The organism is Streptomyces sp. cg36, from assembly GCF_041080675.1.
Lineage (GTDB): Bacteria > Actinomycetota > Actinomycetes > Streptomycetales > Streptomycetaceae > Streptomyces.
Map to the genome: position 1 here is coordinate 172,705 of NZ_CP163521.1, position 20,825 is coordinate 193,529.

A 20,825-nucleotide genomic window follows, 5' to 3' on the forward strand; every position below is an offset into this window, starting at 1 on the left:
CCTTGAACGGAAAGCTCGCGACGACCAGGATCGCCGCAGCCGCGGTGACCCTGCTGGCCGGGGTGGCGCTGGCCGTCCCGGCATCGGCTGCCACATCCACCGCCGCGCCGACCCGAGCAGCGGTGTCACCCACCGGTACATCCACCTACTACGTATACGTCACCGGAGTCAGCGGCTCGCTGGACGGTGCCCGCGCCAACGCGGACTACAAGCTCCCGCCCGGCTGCTCCCCCGTCGGGATCGTGGCCAGTGGTACCACCCCCGACAACAACATCTGGGTGACCGTCCAGGGCGTCTGCCCCGGAACGCCGTGACCGGGAGCATCATCCGCGTACCGCACTGACACATGTACGTGCGCAGCAGCAGAGCCCGAGGGGCGCCGACGCAACCGGCGCCCCTCGGGGTCTTCAAGAGAGGGACTGTAGCGCTCCGAAGGTTCTCCGTCCGCCGTTTCGGTGCGGGTGGTGCGGTCTCGGGCGGGTGGTGAGGTCTCGGGTGGATGGCGAGGTCCGGGGCGGGTGACGAGGTCTTGAGGGCCCGTGACCTCGGCCCACTCCGTTGTGCCGTGGTGCGTCCGTCCACGCGGCCGACCACGCGTGAGCCGAACGGGTGCATACGGCGCGCCGCCGGTGAGCGTTGAACCGACGGTGCCGAAGCCGGGCCGCTCCACGCCCGCCTCGACACCTCGCCCTTCCCGACACCTCGCCCTTCCCGACTCCCCGCCTTCTCCGACACCTCACCCGCTCCGACACCTCACCAGGAGGCGCGCAGCCCCATGCGCCGATTCCTCAGCGCCGCATGCTCGGCCCTGGCCGCGGCGGCCTGCCTGACCGCCGCCCTCCCCACCGCGTCCGCGGCGCCCTCCGCACCGCGCCTCGCCGCCGCCGAACCGCCGCCGGCGAGGCCGGCCGCCCCGCTCGTCAGCCTCGTCAGCCTCGGGGGCGTCAACTTCGGCATGGCGCTGCTCGGCTCACTGCCCGACCCCGAACGCCCCCCGGCCGGGGCCAACGACTTCACCTGCAGGCCGACCGGCGCCCACCCCCGCCCGGTCGTCCTGGTCCACGGCACCTTCGAGAACGCCTACGACAACTGGAGCGGCCTCGCCCCGCTGCTCAAGAACGCCGGCTACTGCGTCTTCGCCCTCAACTACGGTGAGCGCGGCCCCCACGCCCTGATGAAGGCCGTCGGCCCCGTCCCCGACTCGGCGCGACAGCTGGCCCGCTACGTCGACAAGGTGCTGGCCGCCACCGGCGCGGAGCAGGTCGACCTCGTGGGCCACTCCCAGGGCGGCGGAGTCACACCCCAGTGGTACCTCCGCTTCGACGGCGGCGCCGCCAAGGTCCACCGGCTGGTCGGCATCAACCCCAGCAGCCACGGCACCACCCTGCTCGGCCTGGCCCACCTCGCCAACGCCGTCCTGGACGTGGCGGGACGCACCGGCAGACCACTCGGCCTGGACAGCCCCGCCGCCAAGGACCAGACCGTCGGCTCCTCGGTCCTCCGGCGGCTGTACGCCAGGGGCGACACCGAGCCCGGCGTGGCCTACACCGACATCGTCACCGAATTCGACGAGGTGGTCACCCCGTACACGAACCAGTTCCTCACCGCGGGACCCGGCGCCGAGGTCGACAACATCCTGCTCCAGAGGGTGTGCCCGCTCGAACTCACCGGCCACGTGGGCAGCCCGTACGACCCGAACGTCCACCGACTGGTGCTGAACGCCCTCGACCCCGCCCGCGCCACCCCCGTGCGGTGCGCCCTCCTGACAGTTCCTCTGTGACCGGCCGCCGCCCGGATCCGGCCAAGGCCGTGCCGTCCACCCCGTACCTCCCCTCCACCGTCGGGGACGGCCGCCGGTATCGTGGCCGGGTCAATTGCGGCATCTGCTCCTGACCAGGGTGGATATGCCGGGGCCAGGACGGCCGTGTGTGTGATGCCAGGGGGAGAACGTGGTGGCGCAGCCCGCTCGGGGCCTGGCGCGGCGGAGTGTGATGGCGGGGGCCGTCGCCGTCGCCGCGGTGGGGTGTGTGGCCGGCCGGGACACTTCGGACAAACCCGGCGGTGGTGCGTCCTCCGCCGGTGCGGGCCGGCCCCGTGGCGGTGCCACCGTGCTCCAGGTCGTCGCGCACCCCGACGACGACCTGTACTTCATGAACCCGGACCTGGAGCAGTCCCTGGGGGCGGGGGACCGGCTCGTCAGCGTGTATCTGAACTCCGGCGAGAAGGACGGGATCAACAAGGTCCCGGGTCAGCGGCGCCCGCCCCGGCCCGACGAGCCGGGCTACGCCGGGGCCCGTCGGCAGGGTCTGCGGCACGCGTACGCGTTCATGGTCACCGGCCGCAAGGACGCGCGCTGGCGCACCGAGGCGCTCGCCCTGCCCGGCGGCCTGGAGGCCGAACTGGACACGCTCGACGGGCACGATCACGTCCAGCTGGTGTTCCTCGGGATACAGCAGTACGGCCCGGACTGGGTGCTGCCCCGGCTGTGGGCCGACCCCGAGGCCGTCGTCCGCACCCGTCCCAGCACCGGCTCCCCGGTGACCCGTTCCTGCGCGGTGCGCCGCGCCGGGCTCATCGACGCCCTGGCCCACCTCCTGGACCGGTACGCCCCGACGCTGGTGCGGACCATGGACCCCGACCCGGACCAGCAGCCCCACGACGCGACGGACCGCCGCGGCGGCGCCAACCGCCGCCACCACGACCAGCCCGGCTACTCCGACCACCCCGACCACACCGCCGCCGCGCTGTTCACCTTCGCGGCTCTGGAACGCCACCGGGAGGGCTCCCGCCAAGGCCAGGGGCATGGGCATGGGCAGGGCCCGGGTCAAGGCCCGGGTTCGGGTCCGGGTCAAGGCCGGGGGCCCGGCCAGGGCCAGGCCCAGGGCCGCTCCGCACCGGCCTGGACGGTCGTCCCCTACCGGGGGTACTACAACGAACGCTGGCCGCAGAACCTCCCGGCCCCGCTGGTACGCCGCAAGGTGGCCATACTGAACGTGTACGGGGGAACCCCCGACTCGTGCGGCTTCGCGGCCGGTTGCGGCGACTACGACGTGGGCCACGGCCACTCCCTGGGCACCGGCTGGGTCCAGCGCACCAGCCCGCGCATACCGCAGGCCGCGCCCCGGATCAGTACGGACGCGGCCGGACAGCTCACCGCGTTCGGCGTGCTCTCCGGCCGGGCGGTGATGTGGCGAGAGACCACGCACGGCAGCGGAACATGGGGTGCACCCACACCGGTCGGCGGCGACGGACTGCTGCCAGGACTCACCGCACTGCTGGACAAGGACGGCTGCTGGCAGCTGTTCGCGACCCGGATCACCGGGCTCGGGCCGCACCCCCGCGACAACCGGCGCGACCTCGCCTGCACCGGGCAGACCCGCCCCGGCGGCGCGTTCGGCCCCTGGGCCTCGCTGGGCACCCCCGATCCCGACGCCGAACGGGGCCGCCGCGTCGGCACCCCCGTGGTGGCCGAGGGGCACGACGGCACCCTCTACCTCTTCGCCCGTACGTGGGCCCGGGGCATCGCCACCCGCGTCCGGCGGCCCGGCGGGACGTGGAGCCGCTGGAGCGTCCTGGACGGCAGCGCGCCCGCGCTCCAGGAAGGTATGACCGCGGTGACCGACGCCGGCGGCCGGGTCCACGTCTTCGCCGCGAGCCGCACGACCCTGCACCACTGGGCACAGCGCTCACCGGGCAGCGCCTTCACGGAGACGCCGACCGCCCTGCCGGCCTCGGCCGACCCGCCGACCGCACTGGCCCGCCCGGACGGATCGATACTGCTCGCGTCACGGGAGCCGGTCACCGCCCGCCCCCTGCTGCACCGCCTCGACGCCGACGGATCCTGGCACCCGCAGCCACCGGGCCTGCCCGGACGCGGCTACGGCCCACTGGCACTGCTGGCGGTGGACAAGGGGGTGCTACTGGCGGGCCGCAACAACGAGGGCACCACCAGCTGGTCCCACCTGACCGAAACGACCAGGGCAAGCTGGTCGACCCTCCCCCAACGCACCCTCACGGTCCCCACCCTGGCACGGAACACCAAGGGCGCCCCGACCCTCACGACCCTGGCGCCACATGGGGCGCTGGAGTCCACGCCCGTACTGGATCGGGCCTGACTTGACCTCACCTGACGGTCATCGCGGGTGGGGCTGGCTGCATGGGGCGTGGCGACTTCGACGCATGCTGAGTGGGCTCGCCTTGAGGCAGCGTTCTTGCCTCATGGTGGTGTGCACGCGGGGCACCTTCGGTGATCAGCGGGGGCCTCCATCGAGTTCGGACGGCGTTCAACGGACAGCCCCGTCGTCGGCGTGGCCCGGCCCGCGCAGGACCAGGAAGGCCAGGCCGTCCGCGTCCAGCCGTTCCATCGACTCCCAGCCCGCACCGAGCAGTGTGATCTCGTCCTCGTCCAGGGCGATGCCGCGCCGGTCGGCCGGTGTGTTCTCGGCGGTCGGAGTGATGACGACGAGCGCGCCGCCCCCGCGCAGCCGCTCGCCCAGCCCGCGAACAACGCGACCGCGATCCCTCATGAACGGGTACACCAACCGCATCACGATCAGGTCGTACCCCTCCTCGTGCAGCGCGGCCGGGTCGTCGCGCTCGACGTCCAGCCGCAGCCAGCGCGCGCCCTCGATGTCGGCGTGCTCTTCGCGGGCTCGGGCGATCGCGCTGGCGGAGAAGTCGACGGCGTCCACCGTGTAGCCGAACTCGGCCAGGTGGGCGGCCAGTTGCCCGGTGCCGCAGCCCACGTCCAGGGCTCGGCCGCCGCCGTCGGGGACGGGGGCGTGCTCGGCGAAGAGTTGCCGTTCGCGCGGGCCGAGCGGCTGCCATCCCTTCCCGTCGCGGTAGTGCTGGTCCCACCGGTCGCGGGGTGTGTACGTCACCGTGCTGCTCCTCGTGGTGGGCGGGGCGGTGGTCGGGGGCCGCTGTACGGTGCGCTGCCGGGCCGGGGCGCGCAGTCCGGGCTCCACCTGCTCGGCGGGTTCGGGGACCAGGCGCAGCCGGTCGACGGACGGGTCGTAGGCGATCGGATCGCCGGGCTCCTGGAGGTGCACGGCCATCCGCGCACCGGCCCGGTAGGCGTCCAACCCGGCGCGGCAGTACGCCACCATCGGCTCCGGCAGGGCGTCGAGGGCGAACCAGCCCATGGCGTCGCACACATGGTGCTCCATGGCCTCGGGGCCCGCCGCGCCGTCGCGGAGGGCGATCAGGTGGACGTCGAGCGGCTCGGTGTGCCGCTGGGCGCCGCTCACGCGTCACCGCCGGGGCGGCGCGCGAGCCGCACCGTGAACACCGCGTCCTCCTTCAGTACGCCGCAGCGGGCGTGGTCCTGGAGCAGCCGGAGCGCGGCGGCCTCGAACTCGTGGTGGCGGCCGGCGAACAGCGCGGGGCGGGCGAAGCTGGTGGTGCGCAGATGGCCGAGGACGCCTTCGGGCGCCCAGGCCCGCGCGACGGGGAAGCTGTGCTCGGCCACCTCGCTGAACGCCGAGGCGGCCAGGTCGTCCTCGAAGGAGTGGCCCGGCCCGGCGAACGTGCCACGGGTGCCCGCGCGCCGGTCCTCGCCGAGGTAGCTCTGGATCAGCTCCCGCAGGGCGGCCGTCCAGTCGGCCCGGTGAGTCCAGAGGCTGCCGTCTCCCATGATCGCCACGACGGCGCGCGGCGCGGACACCCGGTCGGCCATGGACAGGACCTCCGGGCGGGACATCCAGTGGAAGGAGCGGCAGCAGGTGATCAGGGTGGGTGCCCGGCCGGGCACGGCGGGGGCGAAGGTGTGGGCGGCGCCGGTGAAGGCGTCGACCGTGCACGCCCCGAGGAACGGTTCGAGTACGGCGCGGGCCGCCTCCAGCATCGACGCGTTCACGTCGACCAGGTCGACGTGCGCCATGCGGTGCAGGACGGGCAGCAGCGCGCGCGGCACCTGGCCGGTCCCGGTCCCCAGGTCCAGGAGGACGGGGGCGGGCACACCGTGCTGGGTGGCGGCCAGGAGACGCACCGCGGAGTCCGGGAGGCCGGGCCGGTAGCGGGTGTAGGCGGCGGCCTCGGACCCGAACAGGGCATCGTCCGAAACCGCTTCGGAGGCCGGTCGGCCGGGGCGGATCATCGTGTGCCACGGGGCCGGGGAACCGGAGCGGCTGCGGGCGCCTGCCCGTACTGCGCGGCCTGGGCCGTGAACATCCCCTGATACAAGCCGTCCTGACGGGACATCAGAACCTCATGGGTGCCGTCTTCGACGACCCTGCCGTCATCGAGCACGTAGATGTGGTCGGCACGCATGGTCGCGGCGAGCCGGTGGGTGACGAGCACGACCGCGTGCCCCTCCTCAGCCAGGGACCACAGCCCCTCGAACGCGGCGATCTCCGCATGGGGATCGAGGGCGCTGGTCGGCTCGTCGACCAGCAGGAACGGCGCCTTCCGGTACCTTGTCCGAGCGGACCCCAGTTTTTGCCACTGGCCGCCCGAGAGCTGGACACCGCGTTCATAGCCCTTGAACACGATCGAGTCCCAGCCGTGCGGCAGGCCCTCGACCAGTTCGAGCACGCCCGCCTCGCCCGCGGCCTCGCGGACGCGGTCCATGTCCCGGGGGCGGTCACCGATGCCGATGGCCACGTTCGCGGCGGCCGTCATCTCCCAGCGGGGGAAGTCCTGCGCCAGCAGACCGACTTCGGCGAAGACCTGGGCGCGATCGGCTTCACGCAGCCCGACCCGCTCGCCCGACTCGCCCACCCACCACACGTCTCCTTCTCCCCGGGTGGGCAGCAGCAGCCCGGCCAGCACCTTCGTGAGCGTGGTCTTCCCCGAGCCGTTCGCACCCACCAGAGCCGTCACCTTCCCCCGCGGCACCCGCACGCTCACGCCCTTCAGGGCCGGGCCGTCGGCGCCCGGGTACGTGAACGACACCGCCTCCGTCCTCACCTCCCGCACCGGCGCGGGCAGCGCCGTGCCGGTCCGGGGGATCGCGTTCTCGCTCGCCACCTCGATCGCGTCCTCGGTGTCGGTGAGGAACAGCAGCTCCTCGTACAGCCGGTTGACCTGCTGTACGAGGGATGTGAGCCGCGCCGTCGACGTACGGATGGCGATGACCGCGGTCCCGCCGACCGAGAGCGGCAGACCGCCGGTGGCCAGCAGCCACCACAGCACGCCGTAGCAGGCCAGTGACGCCACACCGGCGAACGCGCCCGCGACCAGGTCCGTCCATGCCTGCGCCCGCGCCAGGCGCCGCTGCTCCGCCTCCGTCTGCCGCGACATCTCCTCGTAGCTGGACAGCAGCTTCGTACCGGCGGCGTGCACGCGGAGCTCACCGGCGGCGTGCGGGCGGGTCAGGTACGCGAGCAGGGAGGCGATCGCCCTGCGGTGGTCGACCCAGTGCATCCGGGAGAGGTAGTCGCGGCGCGCGGAGCGGACCGCGCCCCACCCCTTGGGCAGGGCGATCGCCAGCAGCATCGGCAGCAGCGCCCAGTGCAGCGCGGCGAGCACGACCGCGGCCGCCGCCATGCCGATCACCACGTTGCCCACGCCGACCGACAGCCGCAGCATCCTGCGGGCCGAGTCGGTGCCGAACTTCCCGGCCTCCAGGACCCGCTGGACCTCCGGCCGCTCCGTCGCCGCCACCTCCACACCGGTGACGGCCCGGTAGTACCGGGCGGAGACCGCCCGCTCCACCTGCGGCTCCAGCCGTCCCGACATCGCCGTCGACCACGCCGACAGCACGGCGCCGACCACCGCCGCGACCGCGAGGACCACCAGGGACGGCAGGGCGTCGCGCAGCTTGTCCACGGTCGGACCGTCGGCGAACAACCGCGCCAGGACGCCGTTGACCGCCACCAGGCCCGACGCGGCCGTCACCCCCTGCCCGAGCTCGGCCGCCACGACCCCTGTCAACGCGCGCCGGTCCGCCTTCCTGCCGGTGCGCACGACCATGCCCACCATGCGCGGCAGCGTGGCTGCCATGTGCCCGAACTTCAGCCGGGTCAACGGCCCTTCATGGCGGACGTAGGACTGGTCGTAGCGCAGCCGGCCCCCGTACAACTCCCTTTCCGCATTCGAGATGCTGCCCGTGACGGCGGCCTTCGGGCCGCGCGCGCTCTTGTCACTGCCTGGTTCGACTGACGTCAATGTGTCCCCCCCTCGTGGACGTGGCGGTGGCGTCGGTGTGTTCAACGACGCCACACGATTTCGAGCACCTGTTCCTTTCGGACGGGTTGCGCACCCCGTGATTCAGCGGATTTCCGAAGGTGCGCAGTGCACCGACCCTTGCCGCGCGGGAGCACGTGTTCGGGGGAGATTGGCTGAAACGCCGACGGTCGGGCGTTGCGGTGGCTGGCGATCGGCCAGAGGTCGTAGCGGGGGATTCAGCCTGTCTGCCTGGGGTGGACGGCGGGCGCTCAGGTGAGGCGCCGTGAGCGCGAGGCTGGTCAGCCCCGCTTCGCGGTCTCCCCGCGCCGGTCCGTCCTTGCCCGGGGGCGCGCACCGGCAGGAAACGGGTGGCTAGGGGTTGTTGCACCGCTGACTCCTGGGCCTGGTGTGCGCTGAGGGCTGCCCGCGCCCGACCAGCACGTCCCTAGCCTGTTGTGGCGCCGCGCACCTGTGGGCGTCTGGTGAGTTCTGAGGGAGTGCGGGCGGGAGTCGGGGCCGCACATGAATCGGAAGCCATCCGTTCCGTCTATTCCCGTTCCGTCCATTCCCCGCATGGTCATTGCTTGATCGATGCGGCTGACGATGTCCAGCGAGCAGGCCGGTCACTCGAGGCACACGGAGGGACGAGCGATGCTCAAGACCTGTGGATCTGACTCGGGAAGGGGTGTCTCGCGGAACGGGGAGGGCGTAACTTCCCGAGTGATCAACTTCTGGTCACCGAGTTTGGCCCGCGTCGCAGCGCGGGTCGGAAAGGCGCGCCCGTGCTGAGCGTATTGGTGGCGGAGACGCTCCATGACTTCCCGGCCGAGCACGGGGTCCACCCGCGCACAACAGATCCGATCGGGTGGACCTTCAGCACGGGCGAGCTGCGGACGAAGGTTACCCGGGGCGCAGGCGGCCCGGGCCCGGCCCCAGCGATGGTGTTCAAGCTCGCCGAGTCCGTCCAGGCAAGATGGCGTGCGACCACCGCACCCCGCCTCGTCGCTCTCGTCCGCAACGGCGCCCGCTTCATACGCGGCCCCCTGCCCGAGCGCGAGCTGGGGGCCGCGACATGAGTGCGCGCGAGGGACGCCCGCTGCTGTTCCTGGATGTCGACGGACCTCTCCTGCCGTTCGGCGACGGCCCTCAGCGCGAGCCGTCAAGCACCACAACCGATGCGCACCTGACGCGGCTCGACCCCAGCGTCGGGCCCCGCCTCGCGGCACTGCCGTGCGAGCTGGTCTGGGCCACCACCTGGGAGGACGAGGCGAACACCGAACTGGCGGCGCGGCTCGGCCTGCCACCCCTGCCGGTCGTGCACTGGCCCGAACCCTCCGACGCGCATGAACGCGAGGACCAGTGGTTCGGGCTCCACTGGAAGACCCGGACCCTGGTGGCATGGGCGGACGGACGCCCGTTCGTCTGGGTCGACGACGAGATCACCGAGGCCGACCGGGACTGGGTGTCCACCCACCACCCCACCCCGGCCCTCCTCCACCGCGTGGCGTCCTCCCGCGGCCTCGCCGACGAAGACTTCGCGTTCCTCGATCAATGGCTGCGGGCGGCCACTTGAGGATCCCCGCGGTGGTTCACCGGAATCGGCTATGACCCGCCGATACATCGTCCGGCCAGACAGCCATGCAGCCAACCAACGCCTCCGCCAAGTCGTGGCCAGAGCTGATGTCGCCTGAATCCGGTCTCGCCGACGCTACGACTCTGATGGTCGGGACGCGGAGATGGGCGGCGTCTGCGTCCTTAGTGTCCACGTTCACCACGTCTGCGGGAACTGGCCACGGCCCCTGCCCTGCTTGTCAGGCCACTGCGACCAGTCGGCCGTGGCCAGTCATGGGCCATGAGATCGGGCTCGGCCATGCCTTTGGCTGGCACCGTGACGAGCTGCGGCAGGACCCGCCGACTGATCGCGGGCCGGTCATCCCAGTGCGAGGGATCTCTCTGCGCGACCCGACGGACAGGGTCTGCTGGAAGCGGCATGTCAAGAGTCCGCGGCAGCTCGATCTCACCTGTGCCGAGACGCCGACCGCAGCCGCTCTCGTCCGCTTCAGCCGTCACACCGCCGAAGGTCTTCGCAGCCCTTGCAACCGCCGTGGCGAGGGCGCCGCCAGAACCTGGAGCTGCTACCGCCGTCACAAGTACTCGAAGTAGCGGGTCCACCAAGTCGCGCGGCCCCGGTGCGGGCCGTAGCTGAGGTAGAAGGAGCCTTGGTCGGCGAGGCGTGTCACGCCGTCGTAGAGCTCATGGAGCAGCCGCGGGGGCACCAGCGTGTAGCCCAGGTCGCGGAGAGCGGCCTCGATCCGGCTGCGGTCCGCCGCGCTCAGCGCTCCCTGTTGAACGGCGTGGTCCAGGTCGTCATGGCTGTCGGGCCCCGGGGTGGTCGCCACCGCGAGGCTGCCGAAGTTGCTCAGTCGCACACCCACGGGGACGCCGGGCGCGGACGCCTCGGCCGGAATGGTGATCATGAAGGAGTAGCTGGCGTCCTGGATTTGGTCGTCAAGGTGACAGGAGCGCCCGAAGTCCCGGTTCAGCCGGTCTTTGAGCCGGATCGCTCGTGCCTTGGCCAGCGGGTAGTCGAAACCGTCGGGAAACTCCAGGTGTTCCGGGCCCGGCAACCGGTCCAGAGTGTGGAGCAGGGCCAGGACCTGAGCGTCTTCATCCATCGTGCCCATCCTACGAAGACCCCTGGCGCCCGGCTGGCAACGCTCGCCGTTTCGATGGCAACGACCAGCGCCCCTTGGAGAGTAGAGACAATCGTCAAGGACGGTCGTCGGTGGCGTTCTGGTCTGGAACGACTGATTGGTGTGGAACGACTGGGTTCGTTGTCACCCCCCGCCCCGGGAGCCTGGTCCGGACGACGTAGGGCGTACTCGCGTGCCCTGCAGCCACCCCGTGTACCAGGCGCGAAAACCGGTGCTTGCCGGGACGAAGCCGCCCCAGTCCGGGTCGATCTGCCAGACTTCGCCCGCGCGCGGGCCGTTCAGAACCAGCCGGCAGTAGATGCCGCAGCCCTGGTCGGCCAGCATGAGCGTGCCCCGCGTCAGTGCCTCGGTCCGTGCGTCCACCCGGCCGGGCAGGGGTTCCGCGAGAGGGAACGGCGCGGCGAGCCGACCCGGCAGCCGGTCGGTGCGGCAGTGAATGTGGCCCTGCTGGTGCGGCACCGAGCACGCCTCCCACGATGTCGATGTCCTCCGCATCGTGACCGGTGCAGAAGCCTCGTTGTCCCAAGCCTTCGCAGCATGTGCTGAGCGGCTGACAGCGTGGCTGGCCGATCCGCGGGACCCGCACTACTGGCGCGGCCGTGCGGCTCTCCCGTCCCGCCAGCTTCGGTGAGTCGTGCTGGACGCCTCGGTGGGGTGGTCGGTGGCGGGATCTGCGGCAGGTGGTCGACGCGATCACGTTCTCATAGGAGTCCGGCGGCCTGGCGAAGTGTCGCTTGATCGCCAGGGCTGATCGGTTCCCCGGCCAGCGATGCCACCACGCTCGCGTGCTCCGTGAACACGGCCCGGCACTGCTCACGCTCGGGATGAACGTTGTCGCTGCCGAACCAGGTGACCATCGCCTCGCTGCTTCCGTCGACCGGCTTGGAGTACTCGGCGGCGACCAGAAGTTGCAGGGGTCCGGACCCGTGGCCTCCAACTTCGCGTTCTGTGCCGACTCCACTCTTGCGCGGGCGAAGCCGCGCAGGCAACAGGATGCACGGGCGGCATCAACCGTGAAGGCGGCCTGCCCGTCGTTCACGGTCTGCCCGTCGTTCACGGCCTGGAGGTCCTGCCGCCTTCTTCGCCCCGCGCGCCGCCCCGGGTGCCCCGCCGTGTCTTCCCTGCCCGTCGCGTGGGGTTGGATGGCTTCATGGGAAGACGGCACACCAGGAAAAAGGGGCCGCTGTTCGCGATGCCCGAAGGGATCGTTCTGCTCGGGACACCGGACGGCTGGCGCCACAGCATCCGCACCACGGCGGGTGGCATGGTCTGCGGGCAGCTGAGCCAGGTGCCCGCCGGTGCTGAGGCCGAGACGGCACAGGCGGCGGCCACCACCATGCTGCAAGAACTCGCGCGGGACTTGTACGGCGCCAGTATCGAGGTCACGTGGGAGCCGGCCCACAGCGGCGACTCCTTGACCGGCAGCGTCCGCGCCACAGGCGCGACAACCGGGAACTAGGCAACTGGGCGCGGTACACGGCCTGTTACTGGGCAGGCGCCAAGGACGCCACAAAGCAACGTGAGCCGCTGCTCATCGCGCTCGGATCCGTCCTCGGCGTACGCCTGGTGTATCTCGCCGCACGCGATCACGACCGGGTCGGTGCTGGCGTTGGTGCGGCGTTCCCCGCCCTCACCGCAGTGCGCGAGGACGTACGAGGGAGGTAGAGGCACAGACGGACCCCGCGAACAGTGGCGAAAGCCCGACGGATGCGCGGCTCGACCTCGGACCATTCCATGCCACCAAGACCGGCGCCGAGCGCGGGGACGGCCAGGGAATCGATCCCCAATCGCTGAACGGTGGCTACGAGATCGGCCAGACCTGCCTCGATGTCCTCGATGCGAGACCGCGCGCGCCAGTGGCCCTTTGTGGGGAAGTTGATGACATAGCGCGGGCGTTCGCTCTCGCCGGTATCCCATACGTGCATCTGTCCGAGGACCAGTTCGCCGGACCGGCAAGCCCGCTGGTAGTCGGCGAACATCGCGGGATAGGCATTCTTGAACTGCAGGGCCAGGCCCTTGCCCATCACCCCGACCGTGTTGACGGGGTTGACCAGGGCAGTGACCTCGGCGGCGAGGAGGTCACCGCTGCAGGTGGTGACAGGGATCGATGACGTCATCGGTCCATCACACCAGGCCCCACTGACAAGGGAGCCCGCACCGCTCAGCCCCCTGGAGCTGAGACCCGCGCCATGGTCGGCAACTGCACCTGACGACCTGGGCCGAGCGCTCCCGACGGGGACACCGACTCCACTACAGCGCAGGCCCGCGCCGCCCCGACCCCGGCCCTGTGGCGCTCACCCGAGTCCGGCTGGAGGGCCACCGCAGACACGCAGGTGTGTGTCAGGGGCCCCACATGAAAGCGGACCCGACGAAGGCAATGAAGAGGCAGGGCAGGACCAAAATGCCCGCGAGCCTCACCAACCGGTGGCCGTGACCCACTGCTCGGGCGGGTTCAGACCGGACCCCGGTTCAGAGATGCCGCACCGGACGCGTCATCGCCGTATAGACCCGCGATTCGAGCTGCTCCCGACGGTCCGCGACCCGCCGGTACCCCCACGATTCGCACGCTGCCTGGAGAGCGCCGTTGCCGAGCGTCGCGTCCACGCGCAGCGTCACGCGTTCCTCCGGGCGCCGCGACAGCCATACGTCGTGGAGCCGCGCCGCCACCCCCGTGCCGCGCAGCGATTTGCGCAGGGCTATGTCGTCCAGGACGGCGGTCCGGTGGCCGTTCTCGTACGTGATGTAGTGCGGCACCGGCACGATCAGGTGGAACCACCAGTCGGTGTCCCGCGCGAGGGTGAAACCGTGGCAGTAACCGACGGGGTTGCCGTTTTCGTAGCCGATGGCCGCCGTCCAGCCCGGCTTGGCGGCGGCGGTCGCCAAGCGTTCCTCGAAGGCCGTCTCCGACTCGGCCGCCCCGTCGTCGCCCGACACCTCGCGGTGTACCTGAAGCAGGCCGTGCATGACGGAGGGCAGGTGTTCGGCGTCGGTCAGGCTGAACTCGACGGTCACGGATTCGCCGTCCTTTCGGTCGGTATCGCTCACGCGGGGGATTGCAGGTGTCACCGTCTCCAGCAGAGCGGAGGCACCCGGTGGGAGAGACACACTAGACGAAAATCAGACCGAAACCGCTGTTCTTCAGCCACAGGTTCGGAAGACCTGCCGGAGGGCCCGTGTGGGCCGCGCGGAAGGCCCGTGGAACAGGCCGAGAACCCGGTACGTCGAGGCGCTGGACAGCACGGTCAGGGTAGCGGCGAGCGTTCGCCGTCGCCATGCCTGGGCCCATGCCCGGGCCGGGCCCGTTCCGCGTAGCCGGCGGGAGCGTCCCGGGCTTCTGCCGAGGAGTTGGGCGACGGCACGTATCCCTTGTTCCGACCGGACCAGGGCGCCTGGTCCGAGCGGCAACGCTGCCCCGGACTGGTGCCCGGGGCAGCTTCGGAACAGTTCGGAGTCCGGGACAGTGGTGTCAGGAAGCGGTCGGCGCGGTCGGCGCGGTCGGCGCGGTCGGCGCGGTCGTCGCGGCCGGAGTCCGCGGCGAGCCGTCCGCGCCGTCCGCGTGGTGCTGCCGGAAGGCCCACGTGGCCGCCCGCCCGGCCAGCGCGACGAGGTCGGGCTCCGAGGTGTCGCCCTCCAAGTGGCGGTACTCGGCGGCCGTGGCGATCATCAGCCGTTCCCCGAGCCCGAGGTGGTGGTGGAAGCCGCTGGTCACGAGCTCCTCGGCCGTGGCCTGCGCGCTGTTGCCCCGGGCGTGGCCGGAGTGGATGCGGTCCGCGAGTTCGCGCAGGTACTCCACGTACTCCCGCATCTCGGCCTGCCCGACGACGGGACCGTGCCCCGGGACGATGGTCTGCGGGTCCAGGCGGAGGATCGTCTCGCACGCCTCGACGACCTGGGCGAGGGTGCCCTGCCAGTGCACCGCGTGATCCCCGATGAAGACGACGTCGCCGGCGCACACCACGCCCTGTTCCGGGAGGTGGACGATGAGGTCGCCGACGGTGTGCGCGGGGCCCACTTCGATGAGGTGTACGGGGGTGTCCCCGATCCCGATCTCGTGGCGGCCGGTGAACGTGGCGGTCGGCGGGGCCAGTTCGACGCCCTCGTACTGGAAGGTGCCGAAGTGCTTGCGCATGTACCAGCCGAGGGGTTCGTCGGCGGGGACACCGTGGGTGAGGTGGTGCATCTGCTCGGGGGTGGGTTCCATGCACAGGTGGTCGAGCGACGCCTGGGTGCTGATGATCTCGGCACCCGGGAAGAGGGCGTTGCCGTAGCAATGGTCGCCGTTGGCATGGGTGTTGATGATGGTACGTATCCGGGCCCCGTCCGGAAGCACGTCGGAGGCCGCCGCCGTCAGGGCGCGCGTCATGCGGCCGTCATAGGGCGTGTCGACGAGAGCCGCTTCCTCCCCGGAGGCGATGAGCACGCAGTTGGCGAAACCCCAGGTTCCCGGGGCCTGCGGAATCCAGCCGTGGATTCCGTCGGCGATGGGGACGAGCGAAGCGGGCAGGTTCATGGAGGGCTTCATGGATGACTTCAGGGACGGCTTCATGGGTGACTTCATGAACGGCATTGTGGCCGAAGGAATTCGCACCCTGCTCTGTGGCGAACACCACAAAGTACGGCCTGAATTGACGCAGAGCCGGACGGCGGCGGCTCTGACGGTGTCTCATGCGGTGCTGTCGGAGCCTTCATCGGGATCGAAGAGGATGGTCATGTACCGCGCCCCGTGCGGCGTACTCATGTGGGCCACCCTCATGATGACGTGGCCGGGCCCCCGGAGGGCGTGCAGCATCGGACGGCGGTCGCCGTCCGGGTGGATCTTGGCGGCCTCGCTCTCCTGGTAGAGGCGGCTGATGCGCGGGCACGCCATGGCCCGCTGGTGGATCCGCCGCAGGACCGTGTCGTCGGGATGGGCGGCGAGCGAGGCCCGGAAGGAGGAGAGCAGGTGGGGGAGCCATGCCGTCTCCCAGTGGAGCAGGCAGCTCTCGCGGGCCTCTTCGTCGAAGAGCATCCACTGCAAGGTGTTCTCCGGCGGCTCCCCGCGCGGGAACAGGTCGGCGAACGCGCTGTTGTAGAGGCGCAGGTTGTAGCGGAAGTCGTTGATGTAGGCCATCTCGCGCTGCCCGTCCAGCACGCGCTGCCAGGAGGGCGGTACGTCGAGGTCGGCCTGGGGGTGCAGCGGCAGGGACGGCTCCGTGCCGAAGTATTCCAAATGGACGTAAATGTATTCGCTGTCCTTGAAATGGAGAACCCGCGCGAGATCCAGCAGGTAGGACGCGGTCGGGCGAAGGGCGCCCGACTCCACCTTTTGGTAGGTGCCAATTCCCCGGTTGGTCAGCAGGTCGACATCCGTCTGGGCCAGGCCCTCCACCCGGGGGCCGCGGCGGCCCTCTTTCGGGCGCGGCGGCAATCCCACGTCCTCGCGGTCAAGCACTCGCCTGTGGGCCCTCATTATCTGCTGCGCGATCCCGTGCTCCATGTGTTCTCCCCCCGTGCAGAACAGAAGCGTTGACCATTGAATAGCAGGTGGCAGATTACCGGTACTTGACTTCCCGTTGGTGGCGGGGTGCCGGTCGGCGAGGGGGCGGGCCGTCGTCGGGAGGCGCGGTCGAGCATGTCGATGCTGGAGCAAAGGGTCGGGGGCGGCGCGCTGCGGGACTCCGCGGTGCCGACGCGCGTGCAGCCGAGGACCGGGGCGGGTGGCACTCACTTCGCGCACGTATGGCTCGCTTCGCGTACGTACGGCTCGCGCATCCCGCGGGACGCGCCGCTCAACCCCCAGGGGCGCCAAGTGTTTGAAGGTTAAATATAAGGTAGTGGATTACCGGAGATTCTCTTCCCGTTGTTGCCCGCCCCGCCTTGCGCGAAGATGAAGCGCTGTCTGGATGCCGCGACGCGTATCCGGATGAACGGGGGCAAGTGGACGTGGAGAACGGCATGTTGAAGGACCCTGCTGGGCGTACGTCCGAGAGGACGGGCGGCGCTCGCCCGGCGTACGCCCCGGCGTACGCCCTCAACATCGGTTTCCTGACGTACCGGTGACTGTTCCGGACCCCCGCGCCCCCTGGTGGCCGAAGGTATGCCGTTTCCGGCTGTGCCGGATTCGCCTCGCCCGTGGTGTGGTCCTCCGCGTGAGGAGTGGTCCCGGCGAACCGCGTCGCCCCGAGGGACGGTCCGGCAGGCTCATCCACGGAGACCACGGGCCGGTCACCGCACCTCGCGCGGTGACCGCGCTGCGGACGGCCCGCCCCAGGGCCACCAGCAGCCCATCCCCTGCACGGCGAGAGCGTTCACATCCGGCCACCGCAGCACCGCTGAGGTCGTGATGTGACCCCGAAGCCCCCAGTCGGCAGGCTTCCCCTCCGACTGGGTCCGCCGAGACGCAGCGGCGTTTCTCCCAACGCCCTGCTCTGCCCGTCATGCGGGACGGGCACCTCGGCCCAGCCGGAGGGGGCGCGCGCATCCCCTGCGCCCGCCCCCTCCCAGGCTTGCCGCACCGAACTGCTGCTGGCCCGGCCGCGGCCGGTGCTCAGCCACCACCCGGCCACCCACCCCCGTACCCTCCCCACCCCCGTACCCTCCCCACCCTCAGCCACTTGACCGCCATCTCCTCCACCCCCCACCGTCCCACCGTCCGTCAGGGAGCCCCGGCCGTGTCCCTCGCCTCCGCCGATGCCTCGCGGTCGGCCGCCCGAAGACTGTCGCCCGTCGGCCTGGTGGCGCTCGTCGCCCCGTACGGTGACGACGGCCACCATGCCCAACGGTACGCCCAGTCGGGGTGGGAGAGCATCGCCGTGACACTCCCCGACACCGCACTCCCGCCCGCCCACCGTGGTGTCGGCCCGCCGGTCGGCTGCCGGTGCGTTCTCGTACACCACGGTGTGCGCCGTACCGCGAAGAAGCTGCGGGCGCGCGGGGTCCACGCGGTCGTCGCGGCCGGCGGCCTCGGTGTCGATCTGGCGGACCGGCTGGCGCGCGCTCTGGAGCTCCCCGGCGGCGAGCCCGCGACCTCCGCGTTGCGCACCGACCGTGCCGTCCAGGCGGCGGCGCTCGCCGACATGGGTCTCGCGGCGCCGCGCGGCCTGCGTACGAGCAGCCTCGCGGCGGCGCTGAGCTGGGCGAAGGACGCCGACTTGCCCGCGTACGTGGTCACCGCCGCGGACAGCGCGACCCCCCTGCCGGGGGCGGTGTGCACCAGCGCCGCCGAGATCCGCGCCGCGTGGGGGCCGCAGCGCCACGCCGCCGTCCACCACAGCGGCACCGAAGCCCTTGTCATCCAGGAACGCGTACCTGGCCAGCAGTTCGTCGTCCACACGGTCACCCACCCCGCAACCGGCGCACACACCATCAGCGCGATCTGGGCCGAGCTGCGTACGCGCGACGGGGTGCACGGCCGCTCCGATCTGCTGGAACACGACAGTGTCCTGGGCCGGGCCCTGACGGTGTACGTGCGGCGCGTGCTGGACGTACTCGGTGTCGCGGGCGGCGCGGCGCGCTGCCGCATCGCGTTCCCGTACGAGCGCGGTCCCGTCCTGCTGTCGGCACGGACCTACGCCCGTACGTCACCGGCCGAGGCGCTGTGCGAACGGGAGGCAGCGGGAACCGACCACGTCCAGGCGGCAGTTCACGCCACCGTCGCGGGCCGCGTCCCGCCGCCGCCCGGACAGCGCCGCCACGTGGCCCGCGTCTCGCTGATCGCCCCGTACGACGGCGTCGTCGACGGCCGGTCGCTGCACACGGTGACCACCCTGCCCACGGTCACGGCAGGCACCGGCCTGCCCACCGGGGGAACGCCGGTGCTACGCACGGTCGACCGGGCGACCCGCCCCGGCGAACTCGTCCTGGCCGCGTCTTCCCGCCAGGCGATCGAGGAGGACTACTGGATGATCCGGGAGATGGAGCGGGGCGGGCTCTACCGATAGCCACCGAGACACCCGACCGGGCTCATCGCCTGGTGCCAGAGCACCCCGCGTCACCTGACAGACAGCCCCGCTCCGGGCCCACCCGCGTCGCGGGCGGCCCGGAGCGGGCTCACCGGCCGGGCCGGGTCAGTGCTTGGTCGACAGGACCATGACCAGGACGTTGCGGATGTCCCGGATGTTGCGGAACGTACGGGTGCCCACCCTCCGCGGCGCCGGCTGCTCGCCCCGGAGTATCTGGCGGGTGAAGCCCGTCAGTGCGCTCCAGTCGTTCTCCAGCTCGATGTTGTCGGCGGACTGGCTGCCGCGGTCGCCGCCGTCCGGCATCGCGTTGAGGATGCTCTCGTACACCGGCCGGAAACGAGCCGCCTCGGACGTCGCGGTCACCATGGTGAGTGCGGCCGTGGCCACCCTCTGGTTGTTGGCCGTGCCCGACCTGTTCGCGAAGTCGTAGAGGTCGTTCAACTGGGAGAAGAGCGTGGAACGTTCGAAGGTGATGTGAGCGCGGTCGACGGACGAGTTGGCTTCGAGGTGCCCGCGCTCCTGGCCGTACCGGCCGTTGAACGGCAGGACGCGCGAGGAGCGGCCCATCTGGCGGCCGAGGTCGAAGTCGTTGAACTGCACCACGTCCCCGCCCGCGACCGAGAACCCGCGCAGGTAGAGGTTGTCGGCCGTGTAGTGGAGGAAAACGAAGCGGCTCCCCGAGAGCTGCACGCGCAGCGACACGATGTCGGGGCTCGTGCTGGTCTCCAGCAGCGTGGGGTCGGCTTCGAGGTGGTGGCCGACCGCTGTGCGCAGTCCGGCGATGACCCGGCCGTAGGTGGTGCGGACCGCGGCGTCGTCGGTCTGGGTGAGGTCCCAGGTGTACGGTGCGTCGATCGCCTGGGACCCCACCGCGGCGGCCGTCGTCGCCGCGGTGGCGTGTACGTCGGCGGCCTGCGCGGCGGGTGCCACGCCGGTGAGCAGGGCGGCGGTGAGCAGGAGAGCGGGTATTTCCTTGCGCATGGTGTTCCTTACGAGAGGGAGGGCGTCGAAGGGGCCGCCCTGTGGCGGCCGGCCGGTCAGGCCGTGCGGATACGGAAGGTGACCTGCGCGTTCTTGCCGCCGCCGCCGGTCTGGTCGCACGCGAACCCGGTGGGCACGTTGCAGCTGTAGCTGTTGCCGCCGGAGAACGGGTTGTTCCAGCTGATCGAGACGATGCCGCCTTCCGACATCATGTAGGAGGCCCGTCCCTCGGTGCCGGTCATGAAGCCGTCGGACTCGCTCTTCCAGGAGCCGCTGGCGCCGGGGTTGATGAGCGAGGCCGGCAGGGAGTTGTCGCTCCAGATGCCGTGCGACAGGCTCGCCCCGGTCCGCACGAGCGCACGGCCGGAGTCGTTCAGCACGTTGACCGCGGTGCTGCGCACGGGGGTGACGGCAGCGACGACGGATCCCGTGGCGGATGCCTTCAGGGTCGCGGGGCCGCCGGTGAGTGTGATGCGGACGGTGGCGTTGTTGCCGCTGCCGCCGCTGATCGTGCACTGGTAGCCGGACGGTGCGTCGCACCAGTAGCCGTTGCTGCCGGAGTACGGGTTGTTCCAGTGCATCCGCACCTCGTCCGAGGTGCCCGCGATCCGGTAGTTGGTGTATCCCTCGGTGCCGGTGAGCATTCCGCAGGAGTGGCTGCCCCAGGAGGGGCTGGTGCGCTTGGCCACGTAGTCGGGCGGGAGGTTGTCGTCGTCCCAGCAGCCGTGGGAGAGGCTGGAGTAGGTGCGGATCAGCTGCTGGTTGGTGCTGTTGCTGAAGGCCACGCCCACGCTGCGGGCGGAGGACGCGCTGACGCCGGCGGAGGAGACCGAGGAGGCGGCGGGGGCGGCGGGGGCGGCCTGCGCGGCCGGGGCCAGGCCCACACCGGCACCGGCGAGAGCGGTCACGGCCAGGGCCAGGGTCCGCCGGCGGGCGGGACGGCGGGCGGGACGAGCGGAGCGTACGAACATGTCGAAATGCCTTCCGAGGAGGGGGGTTGGGGGCGCCGCAGTCGGGCGGGGCGCCGACCGGGGCCGACGTGCCGCGCTGACGGGCGGCCGTCGGCCCGGCCGGGCGCCCG

At 71.4% G+C, this 20,825-nt stretch carries 17 protein-coding genes; 7 read left to right on the forward strand and 10 right to left on the reverse strand.

Annotation, left to right across the window (positions count from 1 at the left end; genetic code table 11):
• The first annotated feature begins 2 nt into the window (after positions 1 to 2).
• The 3 genes from AB5J87_RS38780 to AB5J87_RS38790 all read left to right on the forward strand — a co-directional run bounded on the left by AB5J87_RS38780 (position 3) and on the right by AB5J87_RS38790 (position 4,115).
• Entirely contained in the window at positions 3 to 314 is a 312-nt protein-coding gene (locus tag AB5J87_RS38780; RefSeq protein WP_369384025.1) for a hypothetical protein, read from the forward strand.
• Positions 315 to 775: 461 nt separating this feature from the next.
• The gene (locus AB5J87_RS38785) at positions 776 to 1,780 is read left to right on the forward strand and encodes an esterase/lipase family protein (RefSeq protein ID WP_369384026.1); all 1,005 of its coding nucleotides are present in this window, start codon (positions 776 to 778) and stop codon (positions 1,778 to 1,780) included.
• A gap of 172 nt (positions 1,781 to 1,952) precedes the next feature.
• Positions 1,953 to 4,115 (forward strand): PIG-L family deacetylase, encoded by a 2,163-nt coding sequence (locus AB5J87_RS38790; protein WP_369384027.1) that lies wholly within the window; start codon positions 1,953 to 1,955, stop codon positions 4,113 to 4,115.
• Between the two features lie 168 nt (positions 4,116 to 4,283).
• On the opposite strand, the gene AB5J87_RS38795 is transcribed toward AB5J87_RS38790, so the two are convergent.
• Genes AB5J87_RS38795 through AB5J87_RS38805 form a run of 3 tightly spaced genes read right to left on the reverse strand, consistent with a single transcriptional unit; the run spans position 4,284 to position 7,944 of the window.
• Entirely contained in the window at positions 4,284 to 5,249 is a 966-nt protein-coding gene (locus AB5J87_RS38795) for a methyltransferase (protein ID WP_369384028.1), read from the reverse strand.
• A complete protein-coding gene (locus tag AB5J87_RS38800) occupies positions 5,246 to 6,097 on the reverse strand; it encodes a class I SAM-dependent methyltransferase (protein WP_369384029.1) in 852 nt (283 codons plus the stop codon). Before AB5J87_RS38800 ends, AB5J87_RS38795 begins: the two co-directional genes overlap by 4 nt.
• On the reverse strand, positions 6,094 to 7,944 hold the full coding sequence (locus tag AB5J87_RS38805) for an ATP-binding cassette domain-containing protein (RefSeq protein WP_369384030.1): 1,851 nt from the start codon (positions 7,942 to 7,944) through the stop codon (positions 6,094 to 6,096). Before AB5J87_RS38805 ends, AB5J87_RS38800 begins: the two co-directional genes overlap by 4 nt.
• A 947-nt stretch (positions 7,945 to 8,891) precedes the next feature.
• On the opposite strand from AB5J87_RS38805, the gene AB5J87_RS38810 reads away from it, so the two are divergent.
• Together AB5J87_RS38810 and AB5J87_RS38815 are read left to right on the forward strand one after the other, a co-directional pair.
• Entirely contained in the window at positions 8,892 to 9,185 is a 294-nt protein-coding gene (locus tag AB5J87_RS38810; RefSeq protein WP_369384031.1) for a hypothetical protein, read from the forward strand.
• Entirely contained in the window at positions 9,182 to 9,682 is a 501-nt protein-coding gene (locus AB5J87_RS38815) for an HAD domain-containing protein (RefSeq protein ID WP_369384032.1), read from the forward strand. The genes AB5J87_RS38810 and AB5J87_RS38815 overlap by 4 nt, the downstream gene beginning before the upstream one ends.
• 571 nt (positions 9,683 to 10,253) lie before the next feature.
• Here the strand turns inward: AB5J87_RS38815 and AB5J87_RS38820 are convergent.
• Positions 10,254 to 10,784 carry a hypothetical protein gene (locus AB5J87_RS38820; protein ID WP_369384033.1) on the reverse strand — a complete coding sequence of 177 codons (531 nt, stop codon included), beginning with the start codon at positions 10,782 to 10,784 and terminating at the stop codon, positions 10,254 to 10,256.
• A gap of 1,189 nt (positions 10,785 to 11,973) precedes the next feature.
• On the opposite strand from AB5J87_RS38820, the gene AB5J87_RS38825 reads away from it, so the two are divergent.
• A complete protein-coding gene (locus tag AB5J87_RS38825) occupies positions 11,974 to 12,282 on the forward strand; it encodes a hypothetical protein (RefSeq protein WP_369384034.1) in 309 nt (102 codons plus the stop codon).
• A 127-nt stretch (positions 12,283 to 12,409) separates the two neighbouring features.
• Here AB5J87_RS38825 and AB5J87_RS38830 read toward each other — a convergent pair whose 3' ends face one another.
• The 4 genes from AB5J87_RS38830 to AB5J87_RS38845 all read right to left on the reverse strand — a co-directional run bounded on the left by AB5J87_RS38830 (position 12,410) and on the right by AB5J87_RS38845 (position 16,254).
• Positions 12,410 to 12,940, reverse strand: a complete 531-nt coding sequence (locus AB5J87_RS38830; protein WP_369384035.1) for a macro domain-containing protein — start codon at positions 12,938 to 12,940, stop codon at positions 12,410 to 12,412.
• 352 nt (positions 12,941 to 13,292) lie between these two features.
• Positions 13,293 to 13,868, reverse strand: a complete 576-nt coding sequence (locus AB5J87_RS38835; RefSeq protein ID WP_369384036.1) for an N-acetyltransferase — start codon at positions 13,866 to 13,868, stop codon at positions 13,293 to 13,295.
• Between the two features lie 421 nt (positions 13,869 to 14,289).
• Positions 14,290 to 15,381 (reverse strand): MBL fold metallo-hydrolase, encoded by a 1,092-nt coding sequence (locus tag AB5J87_RS38840; RefSeq protein WP_369384037.1) that lies wholly within the window; start codon positions 15,379 to 15,381, stop codon positions 14,290 to 14,292.
• 105 nt (positions 15,382 to 15,486) lie between these two features.
• Positions 15,487 to 16,254, reverse strand: coding sequence for an XRE family transcriptional regulator (locus tag AB5J87_RS38845; RefSeq protein ID WP_369384038.1), 768 nt, complete (start codon positions 16,252 to 16,254; stop codon positions 15,487 to 15,489).
• A gap of 1,219 nt (positions 16,255 to 17,473) precedes the next feature.
• Between AB5J87_RS38845 and AB5J87_RS38850 the strand changes: the two genes are divergently transcribed.
• Positions 17,474 to 18,742 (forward strand): hypothetical protein, encoded by a 1,269-nt coding sequence (locus AB5J87_RS38850; RefSeq protein WP_369384039.1) that lies wholly within the window; start codon positions 17,474 to 17,476, stop codon positions 18,740 to 18,742.
• Positions 18,743 to 18,868: 126 nt separating this feature from the next.
• Here the strand turns inward: AB5J87_RS38850 and AB5J87_RS38855 are convergent, their stop codons facing one another.
• Both AB5J87_RS38855 and AB5J87_RS38860 read right to left on the reverse strand, forming a co-directional pair.
• Positions 18,869 to 19,744: a ribosome-inactivating family protein gene (locus AB5J87_RS38855; RefSeq protein ID WP_369384040.1), complete on the reverse strand. Its 876-nt coding sequence runs from the start codon at positions 19,742 to 19,744 to the stop codon at positions 18,869 to 18,871.
• Positions 19,745 to 19,800: 56 nt separating this feature from the next.
• Entirely contained in the window at positions 19,801 to 20,715 is a 915-nt protein-coding gene (locus AB5J87_RS38860; protein ID WP_369384041.1) for a Crystal protein ET79, read from the reverse strand.
• Positions 20,716 to 20,825: the final 110 nt, after the last annotated feature.